Below are 15,926 nucleotides of genomic sequence, written 5' to 3' on the forward strand. Positions count from 1 at the left end.
GCTGCTCAATCTGTAATCTTCAATTACTAATTATCCATAACTAATGAATGACCCATTGCGAATTATGGAGATAATCGATCGCCCTTCTCTACCTCCTACAAGTTCAGTTCAACCAGCTAGGGCCGCCTTGGTGAAACGCACGACACTAGAAACGGATGTCACGGCCAGCCTCAATCTAGACGGTGTGGGAACTTGCAAGGCGTCTACGGGGATTCCGTTTTTAGACCATATGTTGCACCAGATTGCTTCTCACGGATTGATAGATTTGGACGTGCAGGCGATCGGGGATTTGGAGATTGACGACCACCACACGAACGAGGATGTGGGAATTACCTTGGGCCAAGCCCTAGCAAAAGCTGTCGGCGATCGATCGGGCATTTCTCGTTTCGGACATTTCATCGCACCTTTGGATGAAGCTTTAATTGAAGTAGTGCTAGATTTTTCGGGACGGCCTCACTTAAGTTACAGCTTGGAAATTCCCAACCAGCGGATCGGCACTTACGATACCGAATTAGTGAAAGAGTTTTTTTCGGCGGTGGTGAACCACACTCAAATGACACTGCACATTCGACAGTTGCAGGGCGGAAATTCTCATCACATTGTAGAAGCGGCGTTTAAAGCATTTGCGCGAGCTCTGCGGATGGCGGTGGAAATCGATCCGCGGCGCGCCAGTCGGATTCCGAGTTCTAAAGGGGTTTTGTAGTTTGGGGTTTGCAGTAGCGCTTCTGGGCTACTGCAAAGCTGTAAATCAAAATATATCTGCTATATAGTTAAAAACACCTTGACTTCCCTCACCGTACTTTCCGATAAATTCAGCGATTAGTCGATCGCTACACCTTTCTATAGCTTCAGCAATAGAACTGTGTGCTAAAACTTGACTGGCGGATAGACGCAAAACTTCAAACAGATTCACAGTATAGCGAGTATCTTCACTGACAAAATCCCACAATTCTCGACCGATTAAAGTGATCATTTCCGAATTTGGCAAAATTTGCTTCAGCAAACCCAGTGTTACAGTTTTATTAGTTCTTTTGCCGTAAGCTATACCAATATAAGCGCGATCGCCCTCCTGAATTTTTTCCTCAATTTTGGCAGCCCAATATACTATCTGGTCTTTATCCATATCATTGGGGCAGCTTTTTACCTGTATCCAGCATTTCTCGCCATCACTCGTAGTTTTAATTGCGTCCCATCCTGACTCTTCCGGTGCACTTTCTGCACTTTCAGAGCAAGATATCAATAGTTTTTGAATAAAAAATCCCATTGAAGTGACAATAGACCTAGTAGCCGTCATATAAACATTAAGCCTGACAACTTCTTCAGGAGTGTCCAGATTTAACGCCCTGATTAAAAATGGGTTGGGATGAATTTTCCCTAAAGTCAGATTTTCAACCATAACTAGCTGTCGCCCAGTAAAATCCCGACAAATACTGCCTAAAAAATTTTCAGCGATCGTAAGTTGCAGCGAAAGCTTGCCTGAAGATATAAATGCTAAAATCCGTTCAATCTCATCGGCAGTAAATCTGAGCGCTGTTTTGCCAGATATGCTGCTGATGCCGTTTCTGAGTGTTGCGGCTTCTAAGTTAAAAAATTCTTCTAACTCCGCAAAGTGACTGGCGAAAGAGCGAGACTTTCTGGCAGGCAGTCCTACTTCTTTTTCTAAAACAAATGCTAATAATTCATGAAGTTGCTCTGACACTTTTCTTTCTCCTCAACTCTTTTATATATTAGTTAACTGAAAAGAGAAAGCTGAAGAAACTCATACTTTACTAAAATCCAAAAGCAAGAGCATCAAGCATATACTTACCCTTCTCCCGCCCCACTTCTTGATATATATCCAAAAGTTCTTCGTAGGCACTCTCTCCCCCTATAATATTCCAAAACTCATGTCCCATAATGACAGCTTGTTCAAAAGGGGTGTACTTCCTTGCCACTGGCCATTTATAATCTGAACGATTTGGCCCGTAAGGATTGTAAGCCATAGCATAATAAGATTGAGCATCGGGCCGAGACAGTCCGCACAGTAAATGATATCTCAGCAGTCGTTGAATTACCTCCAAGCATTGTCCTTTGTTGGGTTTCGATCCTTTAATTTCAAAGAAAAATTTCCTGCCGTCACGGGATAGCACGTACAAATCTGCTTTGACTCTGACCGATCGCCTAACTAAATGGTTCGTTTTTTGAGCCTCAAGAACAGCTTCTATCATTTCTTCAAAAGCAGGTTTATTTGCATTATTGTCTGCTGACTGTTCAAATAGCGCTATCTGATGCTCAATTTCATTGATAGCCTCTATGCTAACTTCGCCAGAAATTTCATAGCTTCTGCTTGCTTCTTGGTGATGTTCCAAAGCAATGAGTTTTGCACATTCTTCATAAGTTGTGCCCAAGCTACTGCTGAAACCTCTTTCAAACTCGTTAATCCGTAGCAATTCTGACGGCATAATAGCAGCCTGAAACGGTTTCAGTTGACCTTTAGAGGATTTGCATGATAAATATGCTGCTGGAATATCAAGTTTCGGTATTAGCCGTCCTCTGTATTCATTGACAAGATTTTCGATGAAAACTTCTAAGTATGCTTTGATTATGACGCGGGTAGTTGAGCTAATAGCTGACATTGCATTGTCCTTTGTTGGGTTTAGATCCTTTAATTTCAAAGAAAACTTTCCTCCCGTCACGGGATAGCACGTACAAATCTGCTTTGACCGATCGCCTAACTAAATGGTTAGTTTTTTGCGCCTCAAGAACAGCTTCTATCATTTCTTCAAAAGCAGGTTTATTTGCATTTTTGTCGGCTGACGGCTCAAATAGCGCTATCTGACGCTCAATTTCCTTGATAGCCTCTATGCTAAGGAATGAAAAATAAATAAGTTGATGAGTTATCGGTTATAATGAAAAAAGTGCGCTTATTGCAATTTTCGCCAAAAGAGAACTCAACTCACAACGGATTTTTCTCCTTAACTATTCTAATTTACTTTTTAATCCATGTTTTATTCTACTTCAATTGAGTCAGAAATGAAAAAAAATATAAATCCAGATCATAAAAGGATAAAATAAGGTATACAGAAGAAAGAATCTCAAAAATTAGGATGGGGTGGAATTAGCTATGTAAAGCAACTTTTGGGATGCAGCAGAAATACCATCATCAAGGGATTAGAAGATTGATAAAAAATGGACTCTGAGACACTAAAGAGTTCCAGGGTCAGAAAGAAAGGAGCGGGAATAAAAAGTATTCTGTCTACTCAAATCGGCATTGATGCAGCCTTTTTAGAAGTTTAAAAAAATCACACAGCCGGAGACCCAATGAATGAGTTAATCAAATAAACTAATTTGACGCATAAAGAAATAGCTTCGGGACTACAAGCGGCAGGTTTTACCATTAGTCTTCCCTTAGTGACAAAACTATTCACGTATTCCCTTGACTGTGGCCGCTGACGGTACAACAACTAAACCCGGTAAGTTCTGGGTGTACGAGAGAATTATCCGCATTCCTTACTACGGCATTTATGAAATGAGAACGGGCAATTTAGAGGTCTATCACCTGATAGATTTTGTGTATCAAAGGATGGAGCCAAACGAACGCGGTCACTATCCCATTCCTGTACTAGATGTAGAATTGGGACTGTGGCAGGGAAGCTATCAAAATCAAGAACTGCTTTGGCTGCGGTGGTGGGATTCCCAGGGGAATTTGCTGTTAACTGGCTCCGAACAAGTTGAAATTGAGCGGGCTAGAACCGAACAAGAATGGGAAAGAGCCGGACAAGCAGCGAAAAGTTACCCAGTTAGCGGAGCGACTGCGAGCAATGGGAATCGATCCCGATGCTGAGGATTGATATCAAAGTCCCAAAACTATCTCTGTAGCGCGAGCATCCCGCACCTTATCTTTTATAATCACAAAAAACAAAGCTGATGGAAACTAAACCACCTCTACCGCCCTTTACGTTGGAAACGGCTAAAGCCAAAGTTCAAGCTGCTGAAGATGCCTGGAATACCCGCGATCCCGAACGAGTAGCCTTAGCTTATACGGAAGATTCTCAGTGGCGAAACCGTGCCGAATTCTTCAGCGGACGGGAAGAAATCAAGGCTTTTTTAAGACGAAAATGGGCAAAGGAATTAGATTACCGTTTAAAGAAAGAACTGTGGAGTTTTACAGACAATCGAATTTCTGTTCGCTTCGAGTATGAGTGGCACGATGATTCTGGCTACTGGTATCGCGCCTATGGTAATGAACAGTGGGAATTTGCCGAAAATGGGTTAATGCGAAGACGTGAAGCTAGCATTAATGATGTTCCGATTCAAGAATCGGAACGGAAGTTTCGATAAGATTTATCTGTGAGTTGTTAGAGGCATCAACCTGGTTTTTTAGGAAAATACGCAGGTTTGTAGTCAGGACTTTAGTCATGATTGACTCACAGCCAGAAAGACGAATAAAGTCCTCACTACTAACGAAAGGTTTGTAGTAAGGACTTGAGTCATGATTAGAACTCTTGCAAAAATACAAAGCAGCCCACCCCAACTCTCCCCTTGAATCAGGGGAGGAGGCAAGATTATTCTTGTTTCCCCTCTTAATAAGTGGGGACTAAGGGGGGTGAATTTTACTTTTGCCAGAACTCTAGAGAAGTTTATAGAGCATCTGCGATCGTGTAGAATATGAAAAAACAATTTTAATGGAGTTTTGTTGCAAATGAAAATTTTGGCGATCGAAACACTAATTGTTAGTTCTATTCTTCTGTCAATCTCATCATTGTCATCGGCTCAAAGTAATCAACAGGGATCTACAATTCTACCCACAGGAGCTTACTACGCTCAAGGAACAATGTTCAATAACTCCCGTAGAGAGATTGCACATCAAAACAATAGAATCTGCATCAAGATCGTCGATGGCCCTGCAAATCCCTACAAAGGAGTCGAATCTATCACAATTAGCAGCGTGTCTTTGGAAAATGGGAAATTCTATATTGATGCAACTGGCACAGAGCTAGTATTAAAAAACAATGGAAAAGCATTCTCTGGCGACATTCGCGGTACATGGGAGTATAGAGGTATCTCCCCCGATCCAAGGAGTCAACCCATACAAGCTAAAAAAATGGCAGAATGTGTAGCTGCTCAAGGACGATATGTGCAGAAGATGGAAGGAATATCCATTTCAGGAATCGATTTTCCCAAGCATTAACCACGATCGAGATGGGTGGGGGCGAAACCAAAAGGTGCTCTGTGGGATGCAGTAATCGGTAATCGGAGTAAGGTGCGCGGCGCGCACCCTACATCATTAGGTTATGCGTCCAGGACTGTATCCTCAATCGGTAAGCAAACTCGGAGAAGTCAGGACAAAGACATCCCTGGTTCCCACACCTTCAGATTCCGGTTTAATCGGTGTAGTAAAGTGGAAAAACTCGTGGTCGTTAACTAACAGCAATTCCCCTGGCTGCAGAACTTTATTAAAAACAGGCTTCTCTTTTTTAGCCAAGTACAAATGCGTTTCCCCGCCTACAATATTAGTTCGGTCAACCGAGAAAATCCCGATAAAGTCAGTACCGTCTTGGTGAATGCCTTCCGGTGCGGGGTTGCCGAAATTGTGCGGCGAACAAGTCGTCCTGATTTGATGGATGCCGATTTCAGCTTCCGGGTGAATTTTGCAGGAATCGAAAAAAGCAAAAATCATCTGTTTGAAATTATCGAGGGCGATTAGCCGATCGTCCAATTCGGCAAATTCCCGCCTGATATCACCCACTAACGGATTGTATGTTTTGCTTTGAAACAAATAGCCGTGAGGTAACTTAACTAACTCATCTCCGTTGACTGTAAACCGCGACAATCTTCTAGAACGATACTTACCTTTTACATACGGATCGACAGGCATATCGTCAAAAAATTCCTTGAAACCTTCTAGCTTAATCGAGTTTACTTTTTTGAAAGTAAACATGAAGGCATAATCCAAATGAATGGATTCTAATACGGTTTTCATAGATTTTACTCCCTGAAGCCTTGCTCCCCTCCCTAATTTTGCCTTGAGGAGGTGTATGCTTCTACTCTAGCGCAGGTTTTTTGTATGTGTCGTAAAAGACCTTACAAAAATTGCAAAGATATCGTAAAGCTTGCAAGACGAATCCGGGGGCTTGTTTTTCTTTTAATCCAAAATCCAAAATCTAAAATCTAAAATCGATTGACCGCTTTCACCAGCGACTGACAGGCCCGCAGGAAAACGGCAACATCGACCCCAAGTGTGACGTACTGAACGCCAGCATCAATCCACTGCTGGGCGATTTCGGGGCTGTCAGCAAAAGTACCGGCCGCTTTGCCTGCTTGGCGGATAGTTTGCACTGCCTCTTGCATCATGTCGATGACTCGGGGATCGCGGACTTGGCCGGGTATGCCGATCGACTGTGACAGATCGTAAGGCCCTAGAAAAATCACGTCCACCTCTGGCACAGTAACAATTTCTGCCAGGTTGTCGATGCCAACTTTGCCTTCGACATGAATCACAACTAAGGATTCTTGGTTGAGTTTGTCGGTGATATTTGTACCTGCAGCGGTGTAAAGTCCCGCCCGCGTAGCGAAGGAAAGGCCTCGCGTACCCAGAGGACTGTATTTAGCGCTTTTGACAGCGGTTTCGGCATCGATTTTGCTTTCAATTTGAGGTACTTGAACGCCTGCACTGCCGATATCAAGAGCTCGTTGAATTTGCGGCCCGTCGTTTTTGCGGACACGAATAATCGGTGCAATTCCAGTGCAGTCGGCGGCGCGACACAAATCTTCAGCAGCAAGCGGGTTCAGGGGGCCGTGTTCCATATCGATAACGGCGAAATCGAATCCAGCGTGACCGCATATTTCCATGAATGCGGGATAAGCGCAGTTCATAAATAAACCGAGGACGGTTTCGCCTTGTTTAATTTTTTGTTTGAGTTGGTTTTGACGCATAAATTTGGAGTTTTTTTTACCGTCGATGACGACCGATGCACCTAAATTGTTTTTAATAATACAGCTAAAATATTGCCGTTACAACTTACTTTAGGTTAAGAGAATAGACAAAAATTTTGTAGCTGCTTTTGCTTCTATTTTAAAAGGAATCAAGCACAAAAGCCAGCCCAAAATAAACATTCCTAAAATTGGTAAAAATATTGCTCCCACGGAGGGTTCGACCAACCAAGCAAATAAAGCAAACATTCCAATACTGCCAGTTGTCCACAGCCAAAGAATCAGAAGTCCTATGACTATTTTATGTAAAGTCATCCTAATTTTGATGGAACAACCGAACTGTTGAGTCTGTATATCTCCTTCTATAATTGGGAACAATAAATTTCGACCGATGATGATGCGATTAATTTTGAAGGTTTTGCCAGAAATTGTTCCTTCATAAGGTTTTGGAGGTGGCGGCCCAAAGGGTATAATTATTCTAACAACTTTGGGAGGAGTAACAACTTCGTCCAACCTGCGTAAAACCTCGGAAAAAGTTAAACTTGTGGTAATTGTTAAACTCTCAAAAGGAATCAATGACCTAAAAATTTTGACGATTTTGAGCATAAGGTAGAGCCGGCTGTTCAATAGTTGTTGCTGGTATTAATGCCTCTTCTCTAAAAAAGTTTTCCCTGACAACACCGCGAAATACCAGTATACTGCAAAATAAACATTTAGATGGCATGAGTGTTTTTCGCGCTATGTCACAATTAATTCCACAATCTCTGATGAAACTTAGACAGTATCTATTTTTGCTCAAAGGTCGATCGATCCTTAGCCTCACCCTCGGCATAATTTCCGCGATAGGAAGCATTTCGCCAGTATTTGCCGAACCTCCGCGTAATCCAGACAAGGCAGAAACTTGCGACATTCTAGTAGCAGGCGGCGGACTCGCAGGCGCTGCTACCGCTTACGAAGGTTTACTGGCGGGGCGCACAGTTTGCCTTACTGAAATTACTGACTGGGTAGGGGGTCAAATTTCCTCCCAGGGAACTTCCGCACTCGATGAAAGAGATACTCAGCGATCGCTCTTATTTTACCCCCGCGGCTACCTCGAATTGCGGGGGCGGATCAAGGAACATTACGGCCGGCTAAATCCCGGAGGCTGTTGGGTTAGCTATTCGTGTTTCATGCCCTACGACGGTCACAAAATTCTATTTAACATCTTGCAGGATGCTGCTAGAAAAGGCAAAGGCACGCTGAAATGGTTTCCCAATACCGTTATTAAAGAACTAGCAATTACTCCTGCTGTGGCGGGGAATGCGGTTGGGGGCCAACAAATTAAAAGTGCGATCGCAATTCAACACAAACCCGCAGCCAACACGCCACCACTCAACACCGAAACTCTTTCTCAGACTATCGAAGATGCCTATCGCTACGAAAATTCTCCGCGATTTAACAAAACTATTATTAGGTTTATTCCTAAACCACCTAACCAGTCCAATTCTCAACCTAAAGGTGCTGATTGGTACGTTGTAGATGCCACTGAAACAGGCGAATTGATCGGACTTGCCGATGTTCCCTACCGCCTCGGAATTGACCCGCGTTCCCCTCTCGAACCTTCCTCCGCTAGCCCAAGCGGCGACGCTTATTGCACTCAAGGTTTTACCTACACCTTTGCGATGCAGGCAACGAAGGAACCGCAGCAGCATCAAGTGCCGTCTTTTTATCAACAATACGCTCCTTACTACAGCTACGAATTGCAGAGATTGGCGAGCTTTCCCTTAGTTTTCACCTACCGCCAAATCAGGAGCATGATGCCGGATGAAAAGCGACCTTCAGACCCGAAGCAATACCCGATTTATCCGGGGGATATTTCGATGCAAAACTGGACTTGGGGCAATGACTATCGTCCCGGTTCTGCCCAGGATAATTTAATTTATACTCGCGAGCAGTTGCAAGAAGCAGGTCAACTGCAACCGGGGGGATGGATGGGCGGTTTGCGAACCGAAACTTTGCGAAAGGGAGAGGAAAATGCCAAAGGATTTTTCTACTGGCTGGTAACAGGAACTACTGACTCGCAGCTAGGAGAGGGAGTCAAAAAGCCTAATCCAAACAATCGTTTTTTGAGCGGGTTGGATTCGCCGATGGGGACGGTGCACGGACTTTCTAAATATCCTTATATGCGGGAGGGCCGGCGCATTATTGGGCGGCCGAGTTTCAATCAGCCTCAAGGTTTTACGGTGTGGGAAGTTGATATGTCTCGCACTGACTTTACGGCTGATTTTTATCGCCAAAATTTGTCCGAGGAAGAGTATCGCAATTTGTGGTTAGCTGTGGGTGGTTTGAATGCGCCGGCTTTGGCTGTGGGAAGTCAATCTGTTGAGGATACAAAATCGCGATCGCGCGCTACGATTTATCCTGATTCTGTGGGTATCGGTCATTATGCGATCGACTTTCACCCCTGCATGACCAACAGTCCGCCGGAAGCACCAGGAAATACCGAACGCGAAGGCACTCGCAAAGGTCAAGGGCAAGCTTATCCCTTCCAAATTCCGCTGCGGGCAATGATTCCCCAGAAAATTGACAATATGTTAGTGGCAGGTAAAAGTATAGCTGTGAGCCACACAGCGGCCGCTGCTTATCGAGTGCATTCTTTTGAATGGTCTGCAGGTGCGGCGGCGGGAGTTACGGCTGCTTTTTCCCTAGAAAAGGGGATTCTACCTTATGAATTGGTGGACGAATTGCCGTCCCGCGAGCCAAACTTGGAAGTGTTACAGTTGCGGTTGCAACAAAATGCCAATCCCATCGCCTTTCCGGGTACTTCTATTTTCAATAGTTCGTGGCAAAATTGGAAATAATCGCAGTTGGTAATCTGTAGGGCGGACATCCTGCCCGCCCTACAAAAAAATTCACTCTTTGTAGAACAGGGTGGAACAGGCTTTCGGGCTTGTTCCTGACACCCGACAATTAACTGGTTATTAAGAAGAGCCTGCGAACCAGTATAAAATAACCAATAACAAAGTAGCTGATAAACAGCAATTTGTCATCCATCTTTCGATAGAAGCAATCAGACACTGCTTTAGTTGGATAATATCAATAATCTCAAAAATATTCCCCCCTTCCCCTTCAAACTCGTCAAAGGTAACTGTCATGTCAACTGCACAGATCACAAGCCCCAATTCCAATAATGGTTATGCCAAACAGTTACTTAGAACCTTAGTGGCAGTCAAAAAAGGGGACTTTTCAGTTCGGATGCCCATAGACCAGACCGGTCTAGCGGGGAAAATTGCTGACGAACTTAACGACATTATCGAGCTCAATGAGAGAATGGCCGCTGAACTCGAGCGGATCGGCACAGTTGTCGGTAAAGAAGGCAAAATCGCCCAGCGGGCCACCATTGGCAGTGCCGAGGGGTCATGGGCAGCTAGCGTAAACTCTGTCAATACCCTAATTACAGATTTAGTGCAACCAACCTCTGAAACCGCCAGAGTAATTCGGGCCGTAGCAAAAGGAGATTTATCGCAAACTATCGCCTTAGAAATAGAAGACAGACCCCTTAAAGGAGAATTCCTCCAAACAGCGCAAATTGTTAACACAATGGTAGACCAATTGAGCTCCTTTGCGTCGGAAGTAACGCGGGTTGCTAGGGAAGTGGGAACCGAAGGGAAATTAGGCGTGCAAGCTGAAGTTAAAGGAGTTGCGGGAACTTGGAAAGATTTAACGGATTCAGTTAACTCGATGGCGGGGAATTTAACAGCACAAGTGCGTAACATTGCTGAAGTGACAACGGCGGTGGCAAATGGCGACTTGTCGAAGAAAATTACTGTAGATGTAAAAGGTGAAATTCTCGAACTGAAAAACACGATTAACATCATGGTGGATCAGTTGAGTTCCTTCGCATCTGAAGTAACCAGGGTTGCTAGGGAAGTGGGAACCGAAGGCAAATTAGGGGTGCAAGCTGAAGTGCGGGGAGTAGCAGGAACCTGGAAAGATTTAACGGATTCAGTTAACTCAATGGCGGGTAATCTTACCGCACAAGTACGGAACATTGCCGACGTGACGACTGCTGTGGCAAATGGTGACTTATCTAAAAAAATTACAGTAGATGTTAAAGGTGAAATTCTGGAGTTAAAAAACACTATTAACATCATGGTGGATCAGTTAAATTCCTTCGCATCTGAAGTAACCAGGGTGGCGAGAGAAGTAGGTTCCGAAGGCAAACTGGGGGGTCAAGCTGAGGTGAAAGGAGTTGCCGGAACTTGGAAGGATTTAACAGATAGCGTTAACTTCATGGCAGGCAGTTTGACAGCACAAGTGCGGAACATCGCTGAAGTGACAACCGCTGTGGCAAAGGGTGATTTATCTAAAAAAATTACCGTAGATGTTAAAGGGGAAATTCTCGAACTTAAAAATACCGTCAACACGATGGTTGACCAGTTAAATTCCTTCGCATCTGAAGTAACCAGGGTTGCTAGGGAAGTGGGAACCGAAGGGAAATTAGGCGTACAAGCTGAAGTGCAGGAAGTAGCAGGAACCTGGAAAGATTTAACGGATTCAGTTAACTCAATGGCCGGGAATTTAACAGCACAAGTCCGCAACATTGCTGAGGTGACGACGGCTGTTGCTAACGGTGACTTATCTAAAAAAATTACGGTACAGGTTAAAGGCGAAATTTTAGAACTGAAAAACACCATTAACGTGATGGTGGATCAGCTTAATTCCTTTGCATCTGAAGTAACCAGAGTTGCTAGGGAAGTGGGATCGGAAGGTAAACTCGGCGGTCAAGCGGATGTCCGAGGGGTAGCAGGAACTTGGAAGGATTTAACGGATTCAGTTAATTTCATGGCGGGTAGTTTAACCGAACAAGTACGGAATATTGCGGCTGTTACTACTGCGGTGGCAAATGGCGACTTGTCGAAGAAAATTACTGTAGATGTTAAAGGTGAAATTCTTGAACTGAAGAACACCGTCAACACGATGGTGGATCAGTTAAATTCCTTTGCATCTGAAGTAACCAGGGTTGCTAGGGAAGTGGGAACCGAAGGGAAATTAGGCGTGCAAGCTGAAGTTAAAGGAGTTGCGGGAACTTGGAAAGATTTAACGGATTCAGTTAACTCGATGGCGGGGAATTTAACAGCACAAGTGCGGAACATTGCCGAAGTGACAACGGCGGTGGCAAATGGCGATTTATCCAAGAAAATTACTGTAGATGTAAAAGGGGAAATTCTCGAACTGAAAAACACGATTAACATCATGGTGGATCAGTTGAGTTCCTTCGCATCGGAAGTAACCAGAGTTGCTAGGGAAGTGGGAACGGAAGGTAAATTAGGCGTGCAAGCTTACGTGCGGGGTGTAGGGGGAACTTGGAAAGATTTAACCGACAACGTAAACTTGATGGCGGGGAATTTGACGGCGCAGGTGCGGAATATTGCGGAAGTGACGAAAGCGGTGGCAAATGGCGATTTGTCTAAGAAAATCACCGTGGATGTTAAAGGTGAAATTCTGGAGTTGAAAGACACTATTAACGTGATGGTGGATCAGCTTAATTCCTTCGCTTCTGAGGTAACGCGGGTGGCGCGGGAGGTGGGAACTGAGGGTAAATTGGGCGGTCAAGCTGAGGTGAAAGGAGTTGCGGGAACTTGGAAAGATTTAACCGACAATGTAAACTCGATGGCTGGGAATTTGACAGCGCAAGTGCGGGGTATTGCTAAGGTTGTGACGGCGGTGGCGAATGGCGATTTGAAGCGCAAATTAATGCTGGAAGCTAAGGGAGAAATTGCGACTCTGGCAGATACGATTAACGAGATGATTGATACGCTGGCGACGTTTGCCGATCAAGTTACTACCGTGGCGCGGGAGGTGGGTATTGAAGGGAAATTGGGCGGCCAGGCGAAGGTTCCGGGCGCGGCGGGGACGTGGCGAGATTTGACGGATAATGTGAATGAATTGGCTGCGAATTTGACTACTCAGTTGCGGGCGATCGCAGAAGTGGCAATTGCTGTTACCAGAGGCGATTTAACGAGGTCAATTTCCGTCGCCACGGAAGGAGAAGTTGCGATCGTTAAGGACAACATTAACCAGATGATCGCCAATCTCCGGGAGACTACGCAGAAAAATACTGAGCAAGATTGGCTGAAAACAAACCTTGCTAAGTTTACTCGAATGCTCCAAGGTCAGCGGGATTTAGAAACTGTTTCTAAACTAATTCTCTCAGAATTGACGCCGCTGGTGTCTGCTCAGCATGGCGTCTTCTTTATGATGGAATCTGTAGAACACGATCCGTTTCTCAAACTGTTAAGTACCTACGCATACCGCGAACGCAAACAGTTAGGAAATAGATTCCATTTAGGCGAAGGTTTGGTAGGACAGTGCGCCCTGGAAAAGGAACGAATCCTGTTGACCGAAGTGCCGGAAAATTACGTTAAAATTGGATCGGGACTGGGAGAATCTACGCCGCTGAATGTGGTGGTTTTACCCGTATTATTTGAGGGACAAGTAACGGCAGTAATCGAGTTAGCTTCGTTCCGCCGATTCAGCGAAATACACTTGACATTCCTCGACCAACTTACAGAAAGTATCGCCATTGTCTTAAATACAATTGCGGCGAGTATGCGGACGGAAGAGTTGCTGAAACAGTCACAGTCTTTGGCAGAAGAGTTACAAACTCAGCAAAAAGAACTAACGGAAACTAACAAGCGTCTCGAACAACAAGCGCAGTCACTCCGCGCATCTGAGGAACTGTTAAAGAGTCAGCAGGAAGAGTTGCAACAAACCAATGAAGAACTAGAAGAACAAGCGGAATTGCTAGCGCTGCAAAATAAGGAAGTGGAGCGGAAAAACCGAGATATCGAACAGGCGAGGGGGTTGTTGGAAGAAAGAGCAGAACAGTTGGCTCTAACTTCTAAGTATAAGTCGGAGTTTCTGGCAAATATGTCTCACGAGTTGCGAACTCCGCTAAATTCGCTGTTGATTCTCGCTCGATTGCTTTCTGACAATACTGAAGGCAATTTGACTCAGAAGCAAGTTGAATACACGCGCACAATTTACTCGGCGGGAACAGATTTGTTAGGGCTGATTAATGACATCTTGGATCTCGCTAAGATTGAATCGGGCACGATGTCGGTGGAAATTGAGCAAGTGTTGTTTACGGACTTGCGAGATCATTTGGATCGGACTTTCCGCCAAATCGCCCAGGATAAGAAGTTGAGTTTTAAAATAGAGCTTGAGGCTGGGTTGCCAAAAGGTCTCTATACTGATGCTAAACGCCTGCAACAGGTTTTGAAGAATCTCCTCTCTAATGCGTTTAAGTTTACAGAGCGAGGTGAGGTGAAATTGCGTGCCGAGGTAGCGCGGGAAGGGTGGAGTTTAGAGATAGAAAGTTTAAGGACTTCCCCTACTGTTTTGGCTTTCTCAGTTAGCGATACGGGGATTGGGATTTCTGCTGAAAAACACAGGGTTATTTTTGAGGCTTTCCAACAAGCTGATGGTAGCACTAGCCGCAAATACGGGGGCACGGGTTTGGGTTTGTCAATTAGTAGAGAAATCGCTAATTTGTTAGGTGGAGAAATTAAATTGACAAGTCGCCCTGGTGAGGGTAGTAAGTTCACGCTTTATCTGCCACAAACTTACCAAGAATCGCGAATAATGAATGAAACTGGTTCGGGGACGGGCAAGCAAACGCCTCAATTACCCGCTGCTAATTCTCCCGCACTTCCTTTGCCGAATTTCCACTTGCCGATCGCGCCTTACCCCTCACCTTTAATTTCTGATGATCGAGAAAATATTGAGGATGACGATCGCGTGCTTTTGATTATTGAAGATGATGTAAACTTCGCTCGAATTCTGTTGGATATGGCGCAGGAACAGGGTTTTAAAGGTTTGGTGGCTTTGCGGAGCGATATCGGTTTGGCGATGGCGCGAGAGTTCAAGCCAACTGCGATTATGCTGGATCTAAATTTGCCTGTGATGGATGGCTGGACAGTGCTCGATCGCTTGAAGCACGACCCAAGTACGCGCCACATTCCGGTTCACATTGTATCAGTTGAAGAAGGGCGGCAGCGCAGTTTGCAGTTAGGGGCGATCGCCTACTTACAAAAGCCTGTAAGTCGCGAAGCATTGAGCAAAGCTTTGACAGATATTAAGGGTTTTGTCGAGCGGCCAGTGAAGAGTTTGCTAGTCGTGGAAGACGACGAAACACAGCGTCTGAGTATTGTGGATTTAATCGGCAATCACGATGTTTCTACAACGGCTGTGGGGAGTGGTGCAGAGGCGCTAGCAATTTTGAAATCGGGGCATTTTGACTGCGTTGTACTCGATTTGGGACTACCAGATATGACGGGTTTTGAACTTATCGATCAGATCAAGCAAGAGGCTAATTTGAAAAGTCTGCCGATTATTATTTATACGGGCAAAGAGTTGACAAGATCCGAAGAAACTCAACTCAAGCGCATGGCGGAAACAATCATTCTTAAAGATGTGCGATCGCCGGAACGTTTGTTAGATGAAACAGCTTTGTTTTTGCACCGAGTCCAAGCAAATTTGCCGGAACCAAAGCGCCAAATGCTAGAGCAACTGTATCAAACAGATTCGACGCTCGCGGGCAAAACAGTCTTGATTGTTGACGACGATATGCGGAATATTTTCGCCCTCACGAGTATGCTGGAGCGCCATAAAATGAAGATTGAATATGCTGAGAATGGCAGAGAGGGCATTGCTAAATTGCAAAATACGCCTGACATAAATATTGTGTTGATGGACGTGATGATGCCAGAGATGGACGGTTACGAAACAATGGAAGCAATTCGTAATATGCCTCAATTTGCTTCGTTGCCAATGATTGCTCTTACTGCGAAAGCTATGAAGGGCGATCGGGAAAAATGTATCGAAGCGGGTGCGTCTGACTACATTACCAAACCAGTTGATACGGAACAGTTGCTCTCGCTGCTGCGTGTCTGGCTTTATCGATAATGAAGTCAGTTGGAAGTTGACTGTTGACTGTTGGCACTTGTCAACAGTCAGCAGTCAGCAGTCAA

Annotated in this window: 12 protein-coding genes; 6 read left to right on the forward strand and 6 right to left on the reverse strand. The window is 44.8% G+C overall.

The genetic code is table 11. The features are described 5' to 3' along the window. The first annotated feature begins 64 nt into the window (after positions 1-64). Entirely contained in the window at positions 65-703 is a 639-nt protein-coding gene (gene hisB, locus QUB77_RS18790; protein WP_333175893.1) for an imidazoleglycerol-phosphate dehydratase HisB, read from the forward strand. A 45-nt stretch (positions 704-748) separates the two neighbouring features. Here the strand turns inward: hisB and QUB77_RS18795 are convergent, their stop codons facing one another. The 3 genes from QUB77_RS18795 to QUB77_RS18805 all read right to left on the reverse strand — a co-directional run bounded on the left by QUB77_RS18795 (position 749) and on the right by QUB77_RS18805 (position 2,880). Then, the gene (locus QUB77_RS18795; protein ID WP_333175850.1) at positions 749-1,699 is read right to left on the reverse strand and encodes a PmeII family type II restriction endonuclease; all 951 of its coding nucleotides are present in this window, start codon (positions 1,697-1,699) and stop codon (positions 749-751) included. 70 nt (positions 1,700-1,769) lie between these two features. Continuing rightward, a complete protein-coding gene (locus tag QUB77_RS18800; RefSeq protein WP_333175852.1) occupies positions 1,770-2,615 on the reverse strand; it encodes a TdeIII family type II restriction endonuclease in 846 nt (281 codons plus the stop codon). Continuing rightward, a complete protein-coding gene (locus QUB77_RS18805; protein WP_333175895.1) occupies positions 2,602-2,880 on the reverse strand; it encodes a TdeIII family type II restriction endonuclease in 279 nt (92 codons plus the stop codon). Before QUB77_RS18805 ends, QUB77_RS18800 begins: the two co-directional genes overlap by 14 nt. Positions 2,881-3,415: 535 nt before the next feature. On the opposite strand from QUB77_RS18805, the gene QUB77_RS18810 reads away from it, so the two are divergent. From QUB77_RS18810 to QUB77_RS18820, 3 genes are all read left to right on the forward strand, one after another. Continuing rightward, the gene (locus tag QUB77_RS18810) at positions 3,416-3,823 is read left to right on the forward strand and encodes a hypothetical protein (protein ID WP_333175854.1); all 408 of its coding nucleotides are present in this window, start codon (positions 3,416-3,418) and stop codon (positions 3,821-3,823) included. A gap of 83 nt (positions 3,824-3,906) precedes the next feature. Then, positions 3,907-4,320 (forward strand): nuclear transport factor 2 family protein, encoded by a 414-nt coding sequence (locus QUB77_RS18815; RefSeq protein WP_190657739.1) that lies wholly within the window; start codon positions 3,907-3,909, stop codon positions 4,318-4,320. Between the two features lie 361 nt (positions 4,321-4,681). Then, entirely contained in the window at positions 4,682-5,170 is a 489-nt protein-coding gene (locus QUB77_RS18820; RefSeq protein WP_333175856.1) for a hypothetical protein, read from the forward strand. A 123-nt stretch (positions 5,171-5,293) separates the two neighbouring features. On the opposite strand, the gene QUB77_RS18825 is transcribed toward QUB77_RS18820, so the two are convergent. The 3 genes from QUB77_RS18825 to QUB77_RS18835 form a co-directional block, all read right to left on the reverse strand. Next, positions 5,294-5,962: a 2OG-Fe dioxygenase family protein gene (locus QUB77_RS18825; protein ID WP_190663232.1), complete on the reverse strand. Its 669-nt coding sequence runs from the start codon at positions 5,960-5,962 to the stop codon at positions 5,294-5,296. Positions 5,963-6,150: 188 nt separating this feature from the next. Further along, a complete protein-coding gene (locus QUB77_RS18830; protein WP_333175859.1) occupies positions 6,151-6,915 on the reverse strand; it encodes an aldolase/citrate lyase family protein in 765 nt (254 codons plus the stop codon). 90 nt (positions 6,916-7,005) lie between these two features. Then, positions 7,006-7,518 (reverse strand): hypothetical protein, encoded by a 513-nt coding sequence (locus tag QUB77_RS18835; RefSeq protein ID WP_333175860.1) that lies wholly within the window; start codon positions 7,516-7,518, stop codon positions 7,006-7,008. Positions 7,519-7,679: 161 nt separating this feature from the next. Between QUB77_RS18835 and QUB77_RS18840 the strand changes: the two genes are divergently transcribed. Continuing rightward, positions 7,680-9,752, forward strand: coding sequence for an FAD-dependent oxidoreductase (locus tag QUB77_RS18840; protein ID WP_333175897.1), 2,073 nt, complete (start codon positions 7,680-7,682; stop codon positions 9,750-9,752). Positions 9,753-10,044: 292 nt separating this feature from the next. After that, entirely contained in the window at positions 10,045-15,861 is a 5,817-nt protein-coding gene (locus tag QUB77_RS18845) for a HAMP domain-containing protein (protein WP_333175862.1), read from the forward strand. The last annotated feature ends 65 nt before the right edge of the window (positions 15,862-15,926 follow it).

Source organism: Microcoleus sp. AT9b-C3 (assembly GCF_036705485.1).
In the GTDB taxonomy this organism is placed as follows: Bacteria; Cyanobacteriota; Cyanobacteriia; order Cyanobacteriales; family Microcoleaceae; genus Microcoleus.

Coding starts and splice junctions, on each gene's coding strand:
- QUB77_RS18815 (WP_190657739.1), top strand. CDS start 3,907: ATGGAAACTAAACCACCTCTACCGCCCTTTACGTTGGAAACGGCTAAA.
- QUB77_RS18840 (WP_333175897.1), top strand. CDS start 7,680: ATGAAACTTAGACAGTATCTATTTTTGCTCAAAGGTCGATCGATCCTT.
- QUB77_RS18825 (WP_190663232.1), bottom strand. CDS start 5,962: ATGAAAACCGTATTAGAATCCATTCATTTGGATTATGCCTTCATGTTT.
- QUB77_RS18830 (WP_333175859.1), bottom strand. CDS start 6,915: ATGCGTCAAAACCAACTCAAACAAAAAATTAAACAAGGCGAAACCGTC.
- QUB77_RS18835 (WP_333175860.1), bottom strand. CDS start 7,518: ATGCTCAAAATCGTCAAAATTTTTAGGTCATTGATTCCTTTTGAGAGT.
- hisB (WP_333175893.1), top strand. CDS start 65: ATGGAGATAATCGATCGCCCTTCTCTACCTCCTACAAGTTCAGTTCAA.
- QUB77_RS18800 (WP_333175852.1), bottom strand. CDS start 2,615: ATGTCAGCTATTAGCTCAACTACCCGCGTCATAATCAAAGCATACTTA.
- QUB77_RS18820 (WP_333175856.1), top strand. CDS start 4,682: ATGAAAATTTTGGCGATCGAAACACTAATTGTTAGTTCTATTCTTCTG.
- QUB77_RS18845 (WP_333175862.1), top strand. CDS start 10,045: ATGTCAACTGCACAGATCACAAGCCCCAATTCCAATAATGGTTATGCC.